The organism is Spirosoma arboris (assembly GCF_009754945.1).
Lineage (GTDB): Bacteria > Bacteroidota > Bacteroidia > Cytophagales > Spirosomataceae > Spirosoma > Spirosoma arboris.
This window is the reverse complement of record NZ_WPIN01000004.1, coordinates 363,280-383,764: the sequence shown is the minus strand read 5'-3', so window position 1 is coordinate 383,764 and position 20,485 is coordinate 363,280. Positions and strand designations below refer to the sequence as shown.

General features: G+C 46.9%; 19 protein-coding genes. 12 read left to right on the top strand and 7 right to left on the bottom strand.

The genetic code is table 11. The features are described from left to right. Nucleotides 1-2: 2 nt before the first annotated feature. Nucleotides 3-677, bottom strand: a complete 675-nt coding sequence (locus GO755_RS12695) for a response regulator transcription factor (protein WP_157585257.1) — start codon at nucleotides 675-677, stop codon at nucleotides 3-5. Nucleotides 678-780: 103 nt separating this feature from the next. Continuing rightward, nucleotides 781-2,037, bottom strand: coding sequence for a peroxiredoxin family protein (locus GO755_RS12690; protein WP_157585255.1), 1,257 nt, complete (start codon nucleotides 2,035-2,037; stop codon nucleotides 781-783). A gap of 110 nt (nucleotides 2,038-2,147) precedes the next feature. Between GO755_RS12690 and GO755_RS12685 the strand changes: the two genes are divergently transcribed. Together GO755_RS12685 and rsmH are read left to right on the top strand one after the other, a co-directional pair. Next, entirely contained in the window at nucleotides 2,148-3,209 is a 1,062-nt protein-coding gene (locus GO755_RS12685; RefSeq protein WP_157585253.1) for a hypothetical protein, read from the top strand. Nucleotides 3,210-3,254: 45 nt separating this feature from the next. After that, complete coding sequence (gene rsmH / locus GO755_RS12680) at nucleotides 3,255-4,160, top strand: 16S rRNA (cytosine(1402)-N(4))-methyltransferase RsmH (RefSeq protein WP_157585251.1); 906 nt, start codon at nucleotides 3,255-3,257, stop codon at nucleotides 4,158-4,160. A 17-nt stretch (nucleotides 4,161-4,177) separates the two neighbouring features. On the opposite strand, the gene GO755_RS12675 is transcribed toward rsmH, so the two are convergent. Further along, nucleotides 4,178-5,539: a PrsW family glutamic-type intramembrane protease gene (locus GO755_RS12675; protein ID WP_157585249.1), complete on the bottom strand. Its 1,362-nt coding sequence runs from the start codon at nucleotides 5,537-5,539 to the stop codon at nucleotides 4,178-4,180. Between the two features lie 239 nt (nucleotides 5,540-5,778). On the opposite strand from GO755_RS12675, the gene GO755_RS12670 reads away from it, so the two are divergent. Continuing rightward, nucleotides 5,779-7,320 (top strand): YifB family Mg chelatase-like AAA ATPase, encoded by a 1,542-nt coding sequence (locus GO755_RS12670; RefSeq protein WP_157585247.1) that lies wholly within the window; start codon nucleotides 5,779-5,781, stop codon nucleotides 7,318-7,320. Nucleotides 7,321-7,504: 184 nt separating this feature from the next. Here GO755_RS12670 and GO755_RS12665 read toward each other — a convergent pair whose 3' ends face one another. Together GO755_RS12665 and GO755_RS12660 are read right to left on the bottom strand one after the other, a co-directional pair. After that, the gene (locus GO755_RS12665; RefSeq protein WP_157585245.1) at nucleotides 7,505-8,878 is read right to left on the bottom strand and encodes a peptidase associated/transthyretin-like domain-containing protein; all 1,374 of its coding nucleotides are present in this window, start codon (nucleotides 8,876-8,878) and stop codon (nucleotides 7,505-7,507) included. Nucleotides 8,879-9,343: 465 nt separating this feature from the next. Beyond that, nucleotides 9,344-10,258: a helix-turn-helix domain-containing protein gene (locus GO755_RS12660; protein WP_157585243.1), complete on the bottom strand. Its 915-nt coding sequence runs from the start codon at nucleotides 10,256-10,258 to the stop codon at nucleotides 9,344-9,346. A gap of 155 nt (nucleotides 10,259-10,413) precedes the next feature. Here GO755_RS12660 and GO755_RS12655 point away from each other — a divergent pair, with 155 nt between their 5' ends. The 9 genes from GO755_RS12655 to GO755_RS12615 all read left to right on the top strand — a co-directional run bounded on the left by GO755_RS12655 (nucleotide 10,414) and on the right by GO755_RS12615 (nucleotide 17,737). Continuing rightward, nucleotides 10,414-11,265 (top strand): aldo/keto reductase, encoded by an 852-nt coding sequence (locus tag GO755_RS12655; RefSeq protein WP_157585241.1) that lies wholly within the window; start codon nucleotides 10,414-10,416, stop codon nucleotides 11,263-11,265. Nucleotides 11,266-11,306: 41 nt separating this feature from the next. Then, the gene (locus GO755_RS12650; RefSeq protein WP_157585239.1) at nucleotides 11,307-11,774 is read left to right on the top strand and encodes a nuclear transport factor 2 family protein; all 468 of its coding nucleotides are present in this window, start codon (nucleotides 11,307-11,309) and stop codon (nucleotides 11,772-11,774) included. Nucleotides 11,775-11,893: 119 nt separating this feature from the next. Further along, complete coding sequence (locus tag GO755_RS12645; protein WP_157585237.1) at nucleotides 11,894-12,361, top strand: nuclear transport factor 2 family protein; 468 nt, start codon at nucleotides 11,894-11,896, stop codon at nucleotides 12,359-12,361. 21 nt (nucleotides 12,362-12,382) lie between these two features. Next, nucleotides 12,383-13,366 carry an aldo/keto reductase gene (locus GO755_RS12640; protein ID WP_157585818.1) on the top strand — a complete coding sequence of 328 codons (984 nt, stop codon included), beginning with the start codon at nucleotides 12,383-12,385 and terminating at the stop codon, nucleotides 13,364-13,366. Nucleotides 13,367-13,381: 15 nt separating this feature from the next. Next, nucleotides 13,382-14,014 carry a flavodoxin gene (locus GO755_RS12635; protein ID WP_157585235.1) on the top strand — a complete coding sequence of 211 codons (633 nt, stop codon included), beginning with the start codon at nucleotides 13,382-13,384 and terminating at the stop codon, nucleotides 14,012-14,014. 192 nt (nucleotides 14,015-14,206) lie between these two features. Beyond that, complete coding sequence (locus GO755_RS12630; RefSeq protein WP_157585233.1) at nucleotides 14,207-15,286, top strand: alpha/beta hydrolase; 1,080 nt, start codon at nucleotides 14,207-14,209, stop codon at nucleotides 15,284-15,286. Nucleotides 15,287-15,392: 106 nt separating this feature from the next. Continuing rightward, nucleotides 15,393-16,439, top strand: a complete 1,047-nt coding sequence (locus GO755_RS12625; protein WP_157585231.1) for an alpha/beta hydrolase — start codon at nucleotides 15,393-15,395, stop codon at nucleotides 16,437-16,439. Between the two features lie 35 nt (nucleotides 16,440-16,474). Continuing rightward, nucleotides 16,475-17,200: a carboxymuconolactone decarboxylase family protein gene (locus tag GO755_RS12620; protein WP_157585229.1), complete on the top strand. Its 726-nt coding sequence runs from the start codon at nucleotides 16,475-16,477 to the stop codon at nucleotides 17,198-17,200. A gap of 42 nt (nucleotides 17,201-17,242) precedes the next feature. Continuing rightward, on the top strand, nucleotides 17,243-17,737 hold the full coding sequence (locus GO755_RS12615; RefSeq protein ID WP_157585227.1) for a cupin domain-containing protein: 495 nt from the start codon (nucleotides 17,243-17,245) through the stop codon (nucleotides 17,735-17,737). 214 nt (nucleotides 17,738-17,951) lie between these two features. Here the strand turns inward: GO755_RS12615 and GO755_RS12605 are convergent, their stop codons facing one another. Both GO755_RS12605 and GO755_RS12600 read right to left on the bottom strand, forming a co-directional pair. Next, on the bottom strand, nucleotides 17,952-18,860 hold the full coding sequence (locus GO755_RS12605) for a Nif3-like dinuclear metal center hexameric protein (RefSeq protein WP_157585225.1): 909 nt from the start codon (nucleotides 18,858-18,860) through the stop codon (nucleotides 17,952-17,954). A gap of 98 nt (nucleotides 18,861-18,958) precedes the next feature. Continuing rightward, on the bottom strand, nucleotides 18,959-20,305 hold the full coding sequence (locus GO755_RS12600) for a Gfo/Idh/MocA family protein (protein WP_157585223.1): 1,347 nt from the start codon (nucleotides 20,303-20,305) through the stop codon (nucleotides 18,959-18,961). Nucleotides 20,306-20,485: the final 180 nt, after the last annotated feature.

Sequence of the window (20,485 nt, the reverse complement as noted above, 5' to 3'; positions counted from 1 at the left end):
AATCAACCCCGTAAGACGTATCCCATACCCACGATGGTGTGGAGCAACTTGGGACTAAATTCTTTGTCTATTTTTTTGCGCAGGTAATTGATATAGACATCAATGACATTGGTGTTGGTATCAAAATGCAAATCCCATACTTTCTCTGCAATATCGACCCGGCTTACAGTTCTTCCCTGATTAATCATCAGGTATTCCAGTAAGGCGTATTCACGGGCCGTGAGGTCGATCCGTTTACCAGCACGAGTCACCGAGTGAGCTTCAGTATCCAATTCCAGATCAGCAACACGCAATACGGTTTTTAGGCCGGCAAAGTCGCTGTTTCTGCGGGCGAGGGCTTTAATACGTAGCACGAGTTCGCGAAATTCAAAGGGCTTGACCAGATAATCATCAGCACCAGCGCCAAACCCACTTTCTTTATCGGCCAGACTATCCAGTGCCGTTAACAATAGAACTGCCTGGTGAGGTGCGTGCTGTTTAATCTGACGGCACAAGTCAAATCCATTGATATGAGGCAGGTTAATATCCAGCACAATTACATCGTACAGGTTAATAAAGGCCAATCGTTGCCCTATCAGACCGTCGTAAGCCAACTCAATTTCATACCCTTCACTTTCGATCCCCTTCCGAATAAAAGAGGCCAGAGAGACTTCATCTTCCACTAATAATATTTTCATGGGCTGTGTACCGATGAACAGCGAGTTACTTACTTCACTTATGGCTCTGTATTCTTTTACTTCAGCAACAAAATAACGTTATTCTATGTGTTTGTAGGCTACCTTATTCACTGACCAATTTATCCACCAACCGGTTGAATTCCTCGATGTATTGGTCGTAGTATTTTCCGGTGCCAGGGCCGGAGAAGCCCGTGTGAATATGTCGTACCTGCCCTTTTTTATCAATGAAAATGGTGGTCGGAAAAGCGACAACGGCATTCAGATCAGGCAATGCTTTAGATGCCTGGGCCTTGTCGTTCGTACCGGCCAACACGATGGGATAATCAATTTTGAATCGTTGCTTCATCCGTTCGATTTTGGGACCCGATACAGCCATTTCTGGCGATCGCTCGAACGACAGCCCAACTAGTTCAATACCCCGACTCTTATTTTTTTTGTACCAGGGACTCATGAAATTAGTCTCATCCATACAGTTCGGGCACCACGAACCCATGATCTGAACAATGGTCACTTTGTTTTTGAAACGGGCATCGGCCAGCGAAACAATGTTGCCATTAGGCTCAGGAAACGAGGCATTAAGCGTTTTTGAGCCCGGTTTCAGGTAGGTGAGTTTGGCTGGGTCGGGTAACTCAGCTTTGGGATCGAACCGAGCAACCCAGGATTCGTAGCCCGCAATTCCGGCCCATAAACCACCCTTGAGCGTTTTGGTAGCTGGATCATGCTTCGCTTTAAACAAGTACACATGCGACCCATCGAAACAGGATAAAAACAAACTGTCGCCAACAACGCTTCCTGACAAATACCGATAATCGCCAGTAGGCGTCAGAAATGTACCACTCAGTCGGCTTCCTTTCTGATCGAATACTCCCACAGCGTTGACTGTATCAACCTTCCCGGTTTTACTTCCAAAATCTGTTGCCCATTTGCCCGTCAGATTGGTTGATACTGAACGCGTAGATTCTTCGTCCGGTGTAAAGCGATATGTGACGCCATATTGGGCTTCAAACGGTAGGGTTTGCGATGGTAACGCTACTCTCTTTCGGCGATATACACCCCGGAGCGTATTCCCGTCTACCTTTGCAACTAATTCCGACTCAAACAAGGCCATCGGTATCCGTAGGGAGTCGCCCTCAATGGTCGCCGGGTCCATCGGAAGTCGTTCGCTGCCATTTAAGGCAAAAATCGTGTAGGTTTTAGGATCATTCGTGGCTGGCTTAATATCCAGCCCGAACGGTAAATCACCCCCACGGGTTTTCAGAACGGCTCGGTATGTACCAGGTTTGACAGTTGGTGACTGGCCAAAACTGACCGAAATTGACATGCCAACTATAATGCTAACGATACCAACTTTATAATTCATTGAACTTGTGAGCTAGCTCCTATTTAATAGCTTTGTACGATTACCTTCTTCGGAACGTGATATTTTTCAAATTAGTTGTTTCCCACCCAACTCCCATTTATTTTTTGTATATGCGTACATTTTTCACAATTTTATTCTGTTTTTTATCAGTATATTCATTTAGTCAGTATCAAAACCGCTCCGCAACTTTAACCGATCGTAACGATAAAACTATAGTAGGTGTTATTCGGTACTATGATTGGAATACAAATCCCAATTACGTAGAATTCAGTAAAGATTCTCTAGAATCAATCAGCCAAATACCTATTAAAAGCATACAAAAACTTATCATTAAAGATGGGCCTGTGTATGAGGGTTTGTATATAGGTATGCCTTACTACACAGTAAATCCAATAGAAATAGGCGGCAAAGTGGTTGACCACATCGATTCAACCTATTTTCTGGCCGAACTCATGCTTGACAGTAATCCGGTAAAACTCTATAAGCTTTTTGATAAGGAAGCTAAGACACGATTTCTTATCGCTAAATATGATTCGTTAGTGCTGCTGGAAGATATTCATGTGGTGATAAACCGTAGAGGGCTCAACCATAATTTCATAGATCCGGTTTTTCGAAGAACTCTAAAAACTATTTTATATGAATGCCCAACATTAACTACTAATAGCACTGATTATTCGGAACGTAGTCTTATTAATACAGTAAAACAATATCTTTCTTTTTGTCGAATAGATTCTAAAATTTATATGGAGCAAAAGAAGGTAGATAAACCAATTGTGGGGCTAGGCGCTTTTGGATCCTATTGGCAAAACTCCGAAGGGCGTTCTCAGGTGTATGGCATCACGCTACAAGTATTATTACCAAGGCAATTCCATAATCTTTTTATGATGATCGATATTGGCAATACAAATCCCAACCCTTCATCGTTAGTCAAAACTGGTCTACAATTTGGTATTTATGGCGGTCGATATTTTGGCCGGGGAGCTATTCAAGGGAAAGTTTATACAGGTTTATCGTCTATGTTTACAGTGCTTGATACAGGTATTGGAGTCAGCTATAAAAAAATTATTTCAGCAGAATTACACTATTCACCTTTGGCCAACATCATTTATGATAGTATTATTAAAGTTCTTCCTTTGGCTAATTTGAGAGCAACTTTCCCCATAAGTCGTTGATTGTTAGTACATGTCGACAAGGCCCTGGCTAAATAGAAGATCTGAATGAGCAATTACCACGAACCCGTTTTATTACAGGCCTGCATTGATGGTCTGAATTTACAACCCGGCGGCACCTACGTTGACATTACGTTCGGCGGTGGTGGGCATAGTCGCGAAATTTTGAATCAACTGGAAGGGGGCCGTTTGTTCGGCTTCGATCAGGATGCGGATGCCCGTGTTAATGCACAAGCCATTGGCGATTCCCGATTAACATTTGTTGCCTCGAACTTCCGTAATATCAAACGCTACCTCCGGCTTTACAAAGCGGAGCAAGTCGATGGTATTCTAGCCGATCTGGGTATTTCGTCGCACCAGATCGACACGCCCGAACGGGGTTTCTCTACCCGTTTCGACGCCGACCTCGACATGCGCATGAACCAGAATGCCGACCGTACGGCCCGACAGGTTATCAACGACTATTCGGAACCGGAGTTGCACCGGATTTTGGGTATGTATGGCGAGATCACCAACGCGCGCACAGCCGCTGCGGCACTTGTATCAGCTCGCTCGAACCGTCCTCTGAAAACCGTTAATGATCTAAAAGCAGCCCTGCAACGCTATGCCCCACGTGGCAAGGAAAACAAGTATTTCGCGCAGGTATTTCAGGCGTTGCGCATTGAAGTCAACGAAGAGTTACAGGCGCTGGAAGAATTTCTGGAACAAGTGCCCGATATTCTGAAACCGGGCGGACGGCTAGTCGTTATGTCGTACCATTCGCTCGAAGACCGGCTGGTTAAGAACTTTATTAACAAGGGCAAATTTCAGGGTGAAGTCGAGAAAGATTTATTCGGCAACGACCTCAAACCGTTGCAATCCATAACCCGCAAACCTATTGAAGCTACGCCCGATGAAATTGCCCGTAATCCCCGCGCCCGGAGCGCAAAACTCAGAATTGCGGAGAAAATTTAAGGGTTAGCGAATCAAAATCAGGCTGTTGTTTCGGGTTGTAATACGGCTCGCTGTGCATTTTTGATCTGTTTCAGCCCGCTTTGAATGATGCCCAGCACCATAATCCAGGAGATGGTTCCTAATATCAGTTGCTTGGTTGGCAAAAACCATATGTAAGGCAGAATCGGAACTTCAAAGGGCGCGTTCCAAATCATGTGGAGCAGTATAACCGCGATAAACGTTCGCAAAAACCCTTTGTCTTTCAGCATATCCCAGTCAAAGGGGCGTTGACCTTTAACACGCCAGACGGCAGCTGCTGTGATGGCCGTCCAGACGACATGACTAAAAGGAGCCAAAACGCCACGTAAGAAAATGTTGCTGACGGCCTGCCCAAATCCTTCTCTCAGCAATACAACAAACGCATAACCCGACGATTCGAATGCGGCAAATCCAGTTCCTACGGCCGCGCCAAACAATAACCCATTCAGTATCCAGTGATACTGATTCTTATTGCGCATCAATACCAGAACGGTCAGCAATTTGCCCGATTCCTCAACGATGCCTGCACTTGAAGCGCCTAGAAATGTCTCCAGAAAAGCGATATTACTAAAGAAAAACAGCGAAATCATCAGGGAAACCAAGCCTCCAGAAAACAGCAGTTTGATCGTTTGATAGAGCGATACATTTTGTGGTGCGTTCATTTCCCAGAAAAAAATCAGACTGGCAAATGGAACCGCAAACGAGCCAACAAACAGTAATCCGGGGATTAACAACTCGTTTTGAAACTGTGTAACGGCTAAATAAAGACCAACAAAAACCAGTAACGCACTTCCTCCAAAACGCACAAAAAGCCAGGGTTGCGGCCAGTGAGAAGCAATCGTCCCCACAACGGGCGTCGTTTGGCGGGTGCCGACGGTAAACGCACTTTCGATATCCTCGTCGGATCGCTTTTCACTCACTTTGGCAAAAACAGTTTTCAAACTGAAGTCGCTATCCAGCGTATCGACGCCAGTCAGGGTAGAAATTCGGTTAACGGAGTTTGAAAAATCAATCCCCGAAAACGGATTTGCAGGGCTAGGGCTGGTAGGATTATTCTTAAAAATAAGCCGCCAGTGCGAGGTTCCAATACGGAGATCGCCAGCAGGGCTGAGTTCACCGGTAGACACCATCTTGCCATTTAATTCGGCCAATTGAGTGCCCATCGTCTGGAAATACACATGCTGACCATCGAATAAAATGGAAAGATGTTCATTGGCTGCTTGTGGATCTGTCAATGGAATATTTGATTGAGGACTACGCCCAATTACAAGACGAACTTGTGGCATTAATACAGCCGACCGGCCAGTGTCAGCTCCGCTTACACACTCAAAGACAGGCTGTTGGTTTACGAAAGAGGTCATGGTAGGGAGGGGTTAGTTCCTGACTCTAAAATAAGACATATTCACTGAATAGCTTCTACCAACCAGTTCTTATCACTTCAGCACATTTTTTTGCGCTACATTATTTCTCTGCGTATGCACCGTGTAATGAGTTATCTTTTGTCGATATACAACCGCCGACTACGTACTGACTTTTTTATTGCCCAATCGTTCTGTAGCTTTGAAACCCATCTTCCATAATTGTTTACTTGTAACGTTTTATGTTAGCTAAAACCTTCGGCGGTGCCGTTTATGGTGTTAATGCCAGTATTATTACCATTGAAGTTGTCGTTGCACAGGGCTTGCATTTTCATTTGGTTGGGTTGCCCGATAGCGCCGTAAAAGAAAGCGAACAGCGTGTTGAAGCCTCGTTAAAATTCTTTGGTTATCGGATGCCCCGTCAGAAAGTTGTAGTTAACCTGGCTCCTGCCGACATCCGAAAAGAAGGTTCATCTTACGACCTGCCTATTGGACTTTGTGTTTTGCAAGCGTCTGAACAAATCGCAACTACTCGTAGCCTGGAAGATTATGTCATTATGGGCGAACTGTCCCTTGATGGTACGTTGCGGCCCATTAAAGGCGTATTACCCATTGCCATCGAAGCGCGAAAACAGGGGTATAAAGGATTCGTGCTTCCTACCGAAAACGCTCAGGAAGCGGCCATTGTCAACAATCTGGATGTCATTGGGGTAAAAACCATACAGGATGCGGTCGAATTTTTCGAAGGCAAAAAAGACATCGAACCGTTGGTGAGCGACACCCGTGATCTGTTCTTGAGCCAGATCAATGCGTATGAAGTCGACTTCTCGCATGTGCAGGGACAGGAGAACATTAAGCGAGCGATGGAAATTGCGGCTGCCGGTGGGCATAACGTGATTATGATTGGTCCACCGGGTGCGGGAAAAACCATGCTGGCGAAACGGTTGCCGAGCATTTTGCCGCCCTTGTCTTTACAAGAAGCGCTGGAGACAACAAAAATTCATTCGGTGGCGGGTAAACTCGGGACTCGGGCTGCCCTGATTGCGACCCGACCTTACCGATCACCGCACCACACGATTTCAGATGCAGCGCTAGTAGGCGGAGGCAGTTTTCCACAGCCAGGCGAGATTTCATTGGCACACAATGGAGTACTATTTCTGGATGAATTGCCCGAGTTTAAACGCTCGGCACTGGAGGTCATGCGCCAGCCGCTCGAAGACCGAAAGGTGAGCATCTCGCGGGCGAAATGGGCGGTGGAGTTTCCTGCCAGTTTTATGCTCATTGCCAGCATGAACCCTTGTCCTTGCGGCTACTATAATCACCCCGAAAAAGAGTGCGTCTGCGGGCCGGGCGTCGTTCAGAAATATCTCGCTAAAATCAGTGGTCCCTTGCTCGACCGGATTGATTTGCATGTAGAAGTCACACCCGTTTCCTTCGATCAAATGACAGCCAACCGTCCAGCAGAACCCAGCGAAGTGATTCGGGAGCGAGTTATTAAGGCCAGAGAAAGGCAAACAGCCCGATTTGCTGACCAGCCCGGAATCTACAGCAATGCCATGATGCCCTCGCAAATGGTAAAAGAAGTTTGTACCATCAGCGATGCGGGGCGTGCCTTACTCCGAACGGCGATGGAGCGCCTGGGGCTCTCTGCCCGTGCTTACGACCGTATTCTGAAAGTGTCGCGCACCATTGCCGACTTAGCCGGTTCCGAAGAAATCAAGATTGAACATCTCGCCGAAGCCATCCAATATCGGAGTCTGGATCGGGAAAATTGGGCTGGGTAAGAGTCGTGAACTCTCCTGGAAAATGAGAAAAAAAACAGGATATCTTGCCTATAAATGAGGCTATGCAAAGACCAATAACATGAGAACGGTAACATTCGGTATGACTATCAGTCTAGATGGCTATTGTGACCACACTATTTTCAATCCCAGTGAAGAGGTTCATGATTATTTCACCAGAGGGTTCCTAATGGTTTGTTTCGCCGGGCACCTCTGGGTAGCCGGGTTCATCCAGAAATTGGGCCGACACACTATCGCCCAGGTGCTTCCAGTCCTGTAGAATCCAGACCACCTTTTTGTCGGGTGTAACTTCGATAGCCTGTGGTAGGTTGGCATCACAAAACCGCGTAAATAACACCGTATTGCCGTTGGATAACCGTTCGCATGTTTGAGTGGCGGTAATTTTGCCTGCACTGGGAGCTAGCTTATTGAGTTGGTCCTGAATGTCGGCAATAGAAACCTGCCAGACAATCTCACCCGCCCGGTTTATCTCTACCGAGGTCATGGCATTTTCCCGTTGGAAAAGATAGTTGCCATTTTTAAGCGGAACCCCGCCCCACATAGACCCCGGATCGTGCGTCCAGATCAGGTTGAAATTTTTGTCATATTCATAGAAGGTATGGCTTCCCAGAGTGCCAGCTACATAGGTACCCTTACTGGTCATGCGAAATCGTCGGCACTGACCGTGAGGGCCTTTGCCTAACTCCTTTAGCTCTTTTTCGATCTCATATTTCCCGGTGACTTTGTTATACAACTTGACAATGGCCACATCGCTCTGATTCTGGAGAAAAAGCACTTTGTCAACGCCAATGGGCTGGCACGTATGAATTTCGGTGCCTTTAGGGCTGTCATAACGCCACACAATCTCCTTTTTGGGCGTTATTTCCTCGATGTATTTCATGTGCGCGTGGAGGATGTTTCCGTTCGAGAGGAGCCAGATTTCATCGTCTTCCCAATCGTTTTCGGTATCGTAGTGCCAGGCCAGTTTCCCGTCGATGACCAGGCAGATACGCCGGTGATTTTCGCCAATATAGATAAAGTTGTGCCGACCCAGCTGCCCACCAATCAGGTCTGGTACGACTGTTACGTCCGCACATGTTGGCGTGGGGGGCGATTCGTGTGGCCCTCGCTCAGGAATGCCGGGATCTGTAAACAGGTGAAGTATGTTGCGCAGCGGGTATGGGGATTTCATTTTGACATCCATTCGTAGCGCGTTGCCTGTCGAAACGGTACGTTTCAGGGTGCTGAAATTCTTCCTGGAAAAGGTCAGCACGTTTTCGTTGGGCGCTACCGATTTTTTTGCCGGGATTGCAAGGGTAAAAACGCCCTGGGCATTGGAGCGTGTGGTGACTCCACCTGAGGAAACGCTGACCGAGTCAATCAGCATCCCATTCACCGCATCGGAAATCACACCAGTAACTACCATTTTCCGGCTAGCTTTAGACCCCTGCGCCATGCTTGTGGTGGCGAACACGGTGCTGATTAGAAAGGCCATGATGGGTAGCCAAACCGTTTTATGAGGACAGCTATGTGGGGTGAAACAACCACTAGAATTCGTCATAAGTCAATGCAGTAAGTTCAATAGGTTGGTAAAAGAGGGAAGTCAGATCAGGTTACAACACGCCGATGATGTAGCGTTCGTCTCTACTTTCTGTCTGGCTAATGTCATTACGTCAACGAAGCAGCAAAGCCCTCGTTTCTAACCATTTTGAAGGCATCCTGCCTTTATTAAACAGAAAGGGTTTTTAAGTACCAACGGTATCCTTCAGATTCAGTTGGAGCTTGAGCAAAAGCAGGTGGGTATCTGTCGACTTTAAGTTGGCTATTCAGCATTATCAATTTGAAAACATTCATCCCTTTTTTGAACAATGTTACAGGCTATGTCAACTTGCCGTCCGCACCGGCGTCGCATTCAGCAGAAGCCACATAAGGTTAACCATAGTCCATTAACATCTTACGGCAGCCCTTTGATATTAGTTGATCGGGCTAGATACAAGATTTTGGGCGAGTGGATATGAATGATTAATTATAATGAAGCGTCTGCTTCGGCGGTCCGCCGATATTCATTGGGTGATTGGCCAACCCGTTGCTTAAATAAGCGCATGAAATGCTGAGGGTACTTAAAGCCTAAGTCATAGGCAATTTGACTCACGGATTTGCTCTGGTCAAATATTCGTTCTTTCGCCAGATCAATCACCTTTGCCTGAATGTATTCCTGGGCTGTTTTGCCAGTTTCTTTCTTGACCAAATCCCCAAAATAGTTGGCCGACAAATTCAATTCACCCGCGCAGTAGGTGACGGTTGGTAAGCCAATGGTTTGTGGCTTATCCGTCTGGAAATACGTGTTTAATAGCGTCTCGAACCGTTCCAATACGCTTTTGTGCACATTTTCCCGAGTGATGAATTGTCGATCATAAAACCGTGTGCAATAACCCAGAAACAACTCAATCGTCGCGACAATCAGCTTTTTAGAGTGCTTATCAATGGCATGTTCTAGTTCGTACTCTACTTTAGAAAAGCAATCCAGGACGATTTGCCGTTCCCGACTCGATAAATGCAGCGCTTCAAAAGACTGGTAGCCAAAGAAGGTATACTCCTGAATATGCCGCCCCAGAGCAGTACCATGAATTAAATCAGGGTGAAAGACCAGCGCATACCCTTTAGGCTGGTAGATTTCTCCATTACTATTCATACCCGCCACCTGTCCCGGTGCTATAAACACCAGCGTGCCTTCCTGATAATCATACGTATGCCGACCATACACCATATCTCCGCATTTGACCTCTTTTAAGAAGATCGTGTAAAAGCCAAAATACATGCGGGAACCTTGTCGCGGATCGGCTTTGGACAGGTCAACGACACTCACCAGTGGATGGAGTGTTTCGTTTTTATTGAAGGCGTTGTAATCGGCAATTGTCTCAAATCGTCGCAGCGTATCCATAGCACGGTTGGTTTTCTGAACCGAAATTACTGCTTTCTGAGCAGCCTGCCTGATGCAAAAACATTAATCAGTAATAATGGTAGTAAACCCTGTAATCTGTATACCATTCGGACAAAGAAATGAGAAGACCTTTGTCCCATAATTAGTAAATACCTATGCAACAAGTAGTTTTGAACAATGGGGTTAAAATGCCCATCCTGGGATTTGGTGTTTTTCAGGTCCCTGATCCAGCCGAATGTGAACGAAGTGTCTTGGACGCTATCGCCACGGGCTATCGCCTGATTGATACAGCCGCTTCGTACGGCAATGAGGAAGCGGTAGGACAAGCGATTAAAAAGAGTGAGATCGCTCGCGAAGATTTATTTATCACCACCAAACTCTGGATACAGTCTGATGGCTACGAGGGCACGAAGAAAGCCTTCGAGGCTTCCCTGAAAAAGCTGCAACTCGACTATCTGGATCTATACCTTATGCATCAGCCTTATGGGGATGTATACGGCGAGTGGCGGGCTATGCAGGAGCTTTACAAAGAAGGTCGGGTTCGGGCCATCGGGGTGAGCAATTTCCATCCAGATCGCCTAATTGACCTGATCGTTCACAACGAAATCGTTCCAGCGGTTAATCAGGTTGAAACGCATCCGTTCCATCAGCAAATCGATGCGCAGCAATTCTTTCAGGAAAACAACGTACAAATCGAATCCTGGGGCCCATTCGCCGAAGGGAAAAACGATCTGTTTCACAATGAGCTACTTGGCTCAATCGGTGCGAAGTACAACAAATCCATCGCTCAGGTTGTGTTACGCTGGCTGACTCAGCGGGGCGTTGTGGCTATTCCCAAATCAGTTCGTAAAGAGCGAATGGAAGAGAACTTTAATAGCCTCGATTTTGAACTAAGTGCCGACGATATGGAAGCCATCAAAAGCCTGGATACGAAGGCCAGCCTCTTCTTTGATCACCGTGATCCAGTTATGGTCAAATGGTTGGGCGAACGAAAGCTCAGTTACTAATCATAAACACAGCTGATCAGCATAAACCCTTAAAAATCATCATGAAAGCATCAATTCTGGGACTTTGTATCTTTGCCCTCGGCATAGTATCCGCCTTTGCTCAAACGAATTCGTCAGCAAGCAATTCCACCAATGCCGAGCAGGAAATTGTTACCCTCTCGAAGGATAAATGGCAGTGGATGTCTGACAAAAATGTGGACAAGCTGGCCGGGCTCTTCGATGAAAAATCAATGTTTGTCCACATGGGTGGCAGCTGGGGCAAGAGCCAGGAACTAGAGGTCATTAAAAGCGGAAACATCTGGTACAAGAAAGCGACAGTCTATTCAACGGCCTTCCATATGATTGGCAATACGGCCATCCTGCTAAGTGACCTTGATCTGGTGGCCGTTGTGGGCGGAAACGAGGTCGTCAACCCATTTATGGTGACGGAGGTCTATGTGAAAGAAAACGGCAAATGGATGATGGGGCAACTCTCGTTCTCCCGGCTGATGCGGCCCGTTAAAAACTAATAATGGACTTATTTAAGCCTTCTACGAAGATATATAACTGAATCGCTTTTTGTCATTTCGACCATATTTCCTTTGGCAAAAAAGTTTGAATCACTTCAATACTAAAAATCAATAATTGCATGAAAGCATCAATTCTGGGTCTGTTTTTCTTATTAATGGGCATGCAAGCCTCTCTCGCTCAGGCCTCAAAAGCAAGCAGTACAGCTACCGAGCAGGAAATCATTAATCTCTCTAAGCAAAAATGGCAATGGATGGCGGATAAAAATGTCGATAAACTGGCCCAGCTCTTCGACGATAAGGCAAAGTTTGTCCATATGAGTGGAACCTGGAAAAAGGACGAAGAACTCGACATCATTAAAACCGGAAGCATCTGGTACCGAAAAGCTGATATACACGATACGGCAGTTGAGTTGTTTGACGATACCGCCATCATCTGGTCTCGCATTACGCTGGAGTCCACGGTTCGGGGCAGTGAGGCCAAGGTGGAGTTTACCGTTACGGAAGTCTATAAAAAAGAAGGCAATGCCTGGAAAGTACTAGCCCTGACCTTTAGCAGCGTACGGGATACTCATGTGATTAAGCACTAAACTAGTTCAACAAAGAAAATGATGCAAAAGCGAATATTAGGTAAAAGTGGGCTGGAGGTATCCGCCCTCGGTCTTGGCTGCATGGGACTCAGTTATGGGTATGGGCCAGCCACCGACAAACAGGACGCGATTAAACTAATACGGAAGGCTTTTGAACAGGGTGTCACTTTCTTTGATACCGCTGAAGTATACGGTCCCTATACCAACGAAGAACTGCTTGGCGAAGCCCTGGAGCCATTTCGTAACGAGGTCGTGATCGCTACCAAGTTTGGCTTTAAAGAAGCGAAAACTTCTTCAGGAACGGATAGTCGCCCGGAAAACATACGCGCTGTTGCCGAAGCTTCTCTGAAACGATTACGAACCGATATCATCGACCTATTTTATCAGCATCGGGTTGACCCGAATATTCCTATGGAAGATGTAGCAGGTACCGTCAAAGAGTTAATCAACGAGGGAAAAGTGAAACACTTTGGCCTTTCAGAGGCAGGTGTGAAATCGATTCGTCAGGCTCATGCAGTTCAACCGGTTGCGGCTTTGCAAAGTGAATATTCCCTCTGGTGGCGGGAACCCGAGAAAGAAATACTGCCTACACTGGAAGAATTGGGCATTGGGTTTGTGCCCTTTAGTCCGTTGGGGAAAGGGTTTCTTACCGGTAAAATCGACGAGAACACGTCGTTCGATAAGGCGGATTTCCGCAATATTGTTCCTCGTTTTTCGGAAGAGAACCGAAAAGCTAATCAGGCCCTGGTCGATTTGCTGGGTAAGCTGGCCAGCGAACGAAATGCTACGTCAGCACAAATTGCTCTTGCCTGGCTTCTGGCCCAAAAGCCCTGGATTGTACCTATTCCAGGCACGACAAAATTGCACCGGTTGGAAGAAAATAATGGTGCAGCCTCAATTTCGCTTAGTGTGAATGATCTGGCCGAAATCAATGATGCGCTGTCTACGATTGATGTGCAGGGGGCTCGTTATCCAGAACAAATGCAAAAAATGGTCGGTCGTTAGGCTGGTAAAAGTGAAATGAAACTACTCACGTTGACGACGCATCTGCTCTTTTTAATTTTCCTGTTGATTGGGGCGTGTTCCTCTTCCCAAACGAACGCTATTCATTTTACAGCTGATTCGACGTCGGCCGCTCAGAAAGTATTAATTGTCTATTTGTCGAGAACCAACAACACCAAAGCAATCGCCGAACTGATTCATAAGCAGGTAGGTGGAACGTTGGTGGCGCTTGAACTGGAGAAACCTTACCCTGAAAATTATCAGGCTACGGTTCAACAGGTTGCGAAGGAAAATGAAACGGGTTATCTGCCGCCGTTAAAAACAAAGATCGACAACATCCAGCAGTACGATCTGGTGTTTGTCGGCTTTCCTACCTGGGGCATGCAACTGCCTCCCCCCATGAAAAGCTTTTTGCGTCAGTATAATCTCAGCGGTAAAACCGTCATTCCGTTTAATACCAATGGCGGGTATGGTATCGGCAGTACGTTTCAGACAGTAAAGGAGCTGTGCCCTTCCAGCAACGTATTGGAAGGGTTTACGATGCGAGGTGGATCGGAGCGAGATGGCCAGTTGCTGGTTATTCAGGGAGAAAAGGCCACAGAAGCCGAAACGGCAGTGAAGAATTGGCTGCGGAAGTTAAAGGTATTATAGCTCACCCTGGACGTTGGAGCCGTCTGAACTTTAAAAAAATACTAATTAATGAGTCGTTTTTTGTCATGCTGACGAAGGAAGCATCTTAACGTATCCTAACTCACAGTTGCAAAAAACTTAAGATGCTTCCTTCGTCAGCATGACAAAAAGTACTCCCAACCCAGTAATCTTTCCAAAGCAGATCATACGCATATGTTTCGTAAGGTATCCACGCTATTGATTGCCAGTCTCCTTTCGTTCGGGGCTAATGCGCAACCGAAGGGAAAACGGGAGCCTCTGGTTACTCAGGAACAGGGCAGTTTTCTGGTTGGTGGCACAACGCTCACCGAACCGGGAAAATTTGAGGTGGCGAATGCCCTAAAACCACAAGGGCAAACCCTTCATGGCGATCACGCCTATGCTTTTTACCAGATTCCGGTGAAAGCTCATAAATACCCGCTGGTTTTCCTGCACGGGGCTGGAGAGTCCAAAAAAACATGGGAGTCAACCCCGGACGGGCGGGAAGGATTTCAGACGATTTTCCTCAGGCGGGGTTATGGGGTTTATTTACTGGATCAACCAAGACGGGGCGAAGCGGGAAAAAGTACGGTAGCAACAACGATCACTCCCACACCAGATGAACAGTTTTGGTTTACCCAATTCAGGATCGGCAACTATCCTGATTATTTCCCCGGAAGTCAGTTTCCTAAAGATACGGCTGCCCTGGAGCAGTTTTTTAGGCAAATGACACCTAATACGGGGGCTTTTGACGCCAATATTGTCTCTAATGCCTGTTCGAAATTATTCGATCGCATTGGCGATGGTATCCTGATCACTCATTCTCAGGGAGGAGGGATAGGCTGGTTTACAGCGATCAAGAATCCGAAAGTAAAGGCGGTTATCGCCTATGAACCTTTTAGTAGTTTCGTTTTTCCTGCGGGTGAATTGCCTAAACCGATCCAATCGGCCAGCCTTTTTGGCGAGTTGAAAGGCGTTGAGATCCCGCTATCGGATTTTGAAAAACTGACCAGGATACCTATCATCATTTACTACGGCGATAACATTGCTGATCAACCAACTACGGTCTGGAACAAAGACCATTGGCGGGCCGGATTGGAGATGGCAAAAATCTGGGCCGCTACTATCAACAAACATGGCGGACATGCGAAGGTGGTTCATTTACCTGACCTAGGCATCAAGGGCAATACGCACTTCCCTTTTTCTGACCTCAACAATCTTCAGATTGCCGATCTGCTCTCGGACTTCCTCCGGGAGAATAACCTGAATAAGTAATAATGGTAGTAACATCCGTAATCTGTCTACCAACATACTACGAGCATAGGGCGAAATTTGTATCACATACTAGGTGAACAAAAACAGTAACCTTGACCTGTAGTCTATGAAAAAGATAAGATTAATACTGGTATTCATAGTTGTGATGAAGACTATTGTATCTTATGGTCAGTCCCAACCCACAAATCCTTTTGGGCTTGTCTATGGTGAGGCCATTACCAAAAATGAAAAAGGGAAAGTAAACATTCATCCAGTAACTTATAAACTGAACGGGATTGATATTGCTGCGAATGTTTATACACCAGCAGACTATGATTCTGCAAAAAAATACCCAGCCGTCGTGGTCGCTCACCCAAACGGTGGTATTAAAGAGCAAACGGCCGGACTCTATGCACAGCACTTAGCGGAGCGTGGATACATAACCATTGCTGCCGATGCAGCCTATCAGGGAGCCAGTGGCGGAGAGCCACGTCACACCGATAAACCAGCCAACCGAATTGAAGATATTCATGGCATGGCGGATTATATTACCCGGTACGCCGGGGTTGATACGAACCGATTAGGTGTTCTGGGTATCTGCGGTGGGGGAGGTTATACGTTAAAAGCAGCCCAGTCCGACAAGCGGTTTAAAGCCGTCGCCACCCTGAGCATGTTCAATTCCGGTGAAGTAAGGCGGAATGGGTTTCAGAATTCCCAGCTAAACACGATTCAGGAGCGTTTAAAAAAGGCGTCAGATGCCCGTGCCCAGGAAATGGCAGGCGGTAAACTAATTTACGCTGGTGTGGCCAGCGTCACCGATGAAGAGATCGCCAAAACCCCTACCGATCTTTATCGCGAAGGGTACGTCTATTATTATCGAACCCATGCCCATCCCAATTCAACGTTTTTGTATACCATGAGCAGCCTGCTCGACCTGATGACCTGGGATGCCGCTACGGATATGGAGCTAATCAACCAGCCCCTCTTGATGATAGCTGGTAGCAAAGCCGATACAAAATACATGACGGATGAAGCCTTTCCCAAAGCAACCAATGCCAAAAACAAGGAACTGTTTGTCATTGAGGGAGCGACCCACATACAGACTTACTGGAAGCCAGAATATGTGTCGCAGGCCCTCACTAAGCTAGCGGGCTTTTACCAGGCCAATCTTTAGTGTTGAGCACTCAATCAATCGTTCCTAATCAACCTATGCGTATTCTTTTCGTTTGTCTGCTAGTCGGCTGGTTTATCCCATTTAACCACCTCAACGCACAAAATCAGATCGATCAATCGACTAACTTATCGGCAAAGCAGCAAAGTATTGTTGTTGTTACAGCACTCACTGCTAAAGGAGAACTGCAAAAACTTCAGCCAGCCCTGAACACCGGTTTGGATGCGGGACTAACGGTCAATGAGATCAAAGAAGTGTTGGTTCACCTGTATGCGTATTGTGGTTTCCCTAGAAGTATACGTGGACTACAGACGTTAATGTCGGTGCTGGACGAGCGAAAGAAAAAAGGAATTACTGACAAAGTAGGTAAAGAAGCTTCGCCGATTACCAGCCACGATCCTAAGTACGAACGGGGCAAAAAAGTCCTTGAACAACTAACCGGACAGCCAGAAACCGGACCAAAGCGCGGGTACTCAGCTTTCAGTCCAGAAATCGACGTTTTCCTGAAAGAACACTTATTCGCTGATATTTTTGAGCGGGATGTACTCAGCTTCACTGAGCGGGAGCTGACAACTATTTCGGTTCTGAGCAGTATTGGCGGTGTGGAGCCGATGCTTCAATCGCACCTGGGGATCTGCCTGCATCTGGGTCTAACTAGAACTCAACTTGAACAAGTTATGGCGTTGATCGAGACGAACATTGGCCAAGCGGAAGCGGACAGCGGTCGGACGGTTTTAGCACAGGTTATGGCATCACGGAGGTAACCGAAAAGACTAGCCTAGTAGGGAATATTAACAATCAACTTCATGAAATACCAAGCGATATCGGTAGCGTTCACGGCCTTTCTAACCATTTTGGTTAACCTACAGGCAAACGCTCAGATTCAGCCACAAGCAATGACTAATTCGGGTGCAATTTTCCCGAAAGGAAAGCGTGCACCGGCCAATAATTTTACCGGCGCAGTTTGGGTGCAGCAGTTAATCGAGCCAGACAGCGCTTTCAATATTCCGGTAGGCTATGTCACCTTCGAACCAGGTGCCCGCTCGTACTGGCATAGTCATGCGGGCGGACAAGTGCTACTGGCCCTGGGCGGTATTGGTTACTATCAGGAACGAGGAAAGCCCATCCAAATCCTAAAGAAAGGTGATTCAGTAAAATGTCCTCCTAACCTACCACATTGGCATGGCGCTTCTCCAACGGTCGGATTTATGCAGGTCGCCATCACGCCGAATACAGTAAACGGAAGAACAACCTGGTTGCAGCCTGTAACTGATCAGGAGTATAATAACGTCAATAAATAATTCTAAACCCTATTGTGGGGGTTTACTAAAGCCGACTTAACCGGTTCCGAAGAAATCAAGATTGAACATCTCGCCGAAGCCATCCAATATCGAAGTCTGGATCGGGAAAACTAGGCAGGATAATCTATTTTTCTGACAGGATTTACAGGATAAAACAGGATTTTTTAGGTAGATCAGAAATCCTGTTTTATCCCGTAAATCCTGTCAGAAAACCTCATTCGTACGTAAATGGGTTACCGGACGGAATGTAAGTAATCTTCATTCCTGGCAATTTCGGTTTTAGCCAGGGGACAAGCCATTCCATGCCTGCGGCTTCGCTCATGATGTGCCCCATGATGACTAAAGACAACTTCTGCCCTTGCCGACGTGCGTCCCGAACGTATTCAGGCGTTTCCCACTCACTGGATTCTCCGCAAAAGATAACGTCTGGTTTTACTTTCTCAATAGCCGTTATCTGACTTCGGCCACCCGCAGCACCCGGCATGAGCAAAACCCGCTGACAGGTCTGCGATGTATCGCCAACGACGCGAACTTGTTTGATGCCTAGTTTCCCTTTCACATGCGTAATGATCTGACTCAACGGAGTTGCAGCCAGCGTAACGATATGAGCATCCTGAGGATCGGTAAATTTCTCCCAACCTAAGGTGGTTAGCATTCCCGTCTGAATTCCGTCGGGGCGGTGCGAATGCCAGTAATCATGGAACCGCCAGAGGGCAATCCCATTTTTCGTCAATAATTCATGTTTGTGCTTAAATACCGGGTCGTTTTGTAGCCAATCAGTCTCATCCAAATGGTTATAAAAGGTCGGTTCGTGGGCAATGATGAAGTTCGCACCCGCAGCAATCGTTTTTTCGATTACTTCTACCGTAGCAAACATCGTCGACACAATGCCCGTCACTTTCTGGGATGCATTTCCCGATTTCAGCGTATCGACCGTCTTTGGGAAAGGTGCATTGGGGATCGTTTTAAGAATCAGATCCATCACCTGGCCAACCGTAATTGATTCCTGGCTAGTCCAAAGTTGTTCGGCCTGAATCAAGCCCGGTGTGTTCATAAGCATCGATGTGCCAACCACTTTGGTTAGGGTCCCAACAAATTTTCGTCTTCCGGAAGCGTCTTGCATGTTTTTAGTCTGGTAGGTTTGGCAACTATACCCACGGGGTTTACCGTGCATGGATTAACCTAAAATACGAGCTGAAGCCTGTAGGTACAATTTAACGTTTAAACAGTTGGCAATTTCCATGTATTGTTATAATGCGCTTTCACTAAGTCATTTGCCTTAGGATCGCTGGTGACGGCACTTTTGGCATCGTCCCAAAATAACTTTTGGCCCAGACGGTGGGCCATATTTCCCAGTTGGGCATTCACTGCTACGTTGCGCCCTATATCGACCGGGCAGTTCGTTTGCTGGCGACTTCGGATGCACTCAACGAAATTCAATGTGTGCCGATCAAGATCTTTGCCATCACCGTACTGCGTCGGCATAGCGGACGTCAGGTATTTTCCGGCATCAACTTCGGGCAGAACTTCCCATTTTCCCCGATCAATGACTACGGTGCCCAGATTCCCAATAAATGCTACACCATGATCGCGATCGTAGGGACCGCGCCCAATACCAATCGACTGATCCCACGATACGGTAAAATTTCCATAATCGTAAAGTACCTGCATGGTGTCGGGGGTTTCGCCATCCTGATTTGGGAAAGCATATCGACCGCCCACAGATACCACCGATTTGGGTGTACTTACCTGCATGCCCCATAAGGCCATATCGACCATATGGGCACCCCAGTCGGTCATTAATCCTCCTGCATAATCCCAGAAATAGCGGAATGTTCCATGAAATCGGTTACGATTAAATGGGCGCTTGGGCGCAGGGCCAAGCCACATATCGTAGTCTACTCCTGCCGGAACGGGTTCGTTGGCTACAACTGGAAACGTTTTGCCGTAAGGCATGTAGGCCCAGGTTTTCACGGTCCGAATCGTGCCGATCTGCCCCGAACGTGCATAGTCGATGGCGTTTTTCCAATGTGGTCCACTCCGCTGCCATTGCCCAACCTGTGTAATACGTTTGTATTTGTGTGCAGCCGCCACCATCAAATCGCATTCTTCGATACTATTGGCCAATGGTTTTTCGACATACACGTCTTTTCCTGCCTGACAGGCATACACCGTAGGCAGGCAGTGCCAATGATCGGGCGTGCCGACGATTACCGCATCGATGTCTTTGTTTTCCAGCAGCTTGCGAAAATCAGAATAGAGCGTCGCTTTCTGTCCAGATGCCTGTACTGAAGGCAGTTTCGCCAGATCAGCCGCACGTTTGTTGAGCACATTCTGATCAACGTCACACAGCGCAATACAGCGAACACCCGGATTCTTCAACATCGACGTTAGATCGGCCCACCCCATGTTGTTACAGCCAATTAAGCCAACCGACACGGTATCGGCTGCGGAGAACAAACGCGATTGAGAAGCTGCTGTCACCTCGTTCGGAAGCAACGTAGTCAAACCCGCTCCGGCCGCTAGCTGGGTAGAGTTCTGGAGAAATTGTCGGCGTGATGTATTCATCTGGAAAGGCCGTGAAGCGTTAGGATTTAGGAGATGAAATCAAAAGACGGGGAGGTGCTATTTCTTTGGTTTTTCGTCTTTTATTTAGCTTCCCCTTAGCCTTTTCTCATCTGGTATTACGTAAAAAACAGCATGCGACCCCTACAGGGTCGTATGTTTATAGCTAAAATGGCGTCCCTA

Coding starts and splice junctions, on each gene's coding strand:
- GO755_RS12690 (WP_157585255.1), bottom strand. CDS start 2,037: ATGAATTATAAAGTTGGTATCGTTAGCATTATAGTTGGCATGTCAATT.
- GO755_RS12620 (WP_157585229.1), top strand. CDS start 16,475: ATGCGTATTCTTTTCGTTTGTCTGCTAGTCGGCTGGTTTATCCCATTT.
- GO755_RS12640 (WP_157585818.1), top strand. CDS start 12,383: ATGCAAAAGCGAATATTAGGTAAAAGTGGGCTGGAGGTATCCGCCCTC.
- GO755_RS12685 (WP_157585253.1), top strand. CDS start 2,148: ATGCGTACATTTTTCACAATTTTATTCTGTTTTTTATCAGTATATTCA.
- GO755_RS12625 (WP_157585231.1), top strand. CDS start 15,393: ATGAAAAAGATAAGATTAATACTGGTATTCATAGTTGTGATGAAGACT.
- GO755_RS12600 (WP_157585223.1), bottom strand. CDS start 20,305: ATGAATACATCACGCCGACAATTTCTCCAGAACTCTACCCAGCTAGCG.
- GO755_RS12630 (WP_157585233.1), top strand. CDS start 14,207: ATGTTTCGTAAGGTATCCACGCTATTGATTGCCAGTCTCCTTTCGTTC.
- GO755_RS12665 (WP_157585245.1), bottom strand. CDS start 8,878: ATGACGAATTCTAGTGGTTGTTTCACCCCACATAGCTGTCCTCATAAA.
- GO755_RS12670 (WP_157585247.1), top strand. CDS start 5,779: ATGTTAGCTAAAACCTTCGGCGGTGCCGTTTATGGTGTTAATGCCAGT.
- rsmH (WP_157585251.1), top strand. CDS start 3,255: ATGAGCAATTACCACGAACCCGTTTTATTACAGGCCTGCATTGATGGT.
- GO755_RS12660 (WP_157585243.1), bottom strand. CDS start 10,258: ATGGATACGCTGCGACGATTTGAGACAATTGCCGATTACAACGCCTTC.
- GO755_RS12615 (WP_157585227.1), top strand. CDS start 17,243: ATGAAATACCAAGCGATATCGGTAGCGTTCACGGCCTTTCTAACCATT.
- GO755_RS12605 (WP_157585225.1), bottom strand. CDS start 18,860: ATGCAAGACGCTTCCGGAAGACGAAAATTTGTTGGGACCCTAACCAAA.
- GO755_RS12675 (WP_157585249.1), bottom strand. CDS start 5,539: ATGACCTCTTTCGTAAACCAACAGCCTGTCTTTGAGTGTGTAAGCGGA.
- GO755_RS12695 (WP_157585257.1), bottom strand. CDS start 677: ATGAAAATATTATTAGTGGAAGATGAAGTCTCTCTGGCCTCTTTTATT.
- GO755_RS12645 (WP_157585237.1), top strand. CDS start 11,894: ATGAAAGCATCAATTCTGGGTCTGTTTTTCTTATTAATGGGCATGCAA.
- GO755_RS12655 (WP_157585241.1), top strand. CDS start 10,414: ATGCAACAAGTAGTTTTGAACAATGGGGTTAAAATGCCCATCCTGGGA.
- GO755_RS12650 (WP_157585239.1), top strand. CDS start 11,307: ATGAAAGCATCAATTCTGGGACTTTGTATCTTTGCCCTCGGCATAGTA.
- GO755_RS12635 (WP_157585235.1), top strand. CDS start 13,382: ATGAAACTACTCACGTTGACGACGCATCTGCTCTTTTTAATTTTCCTG.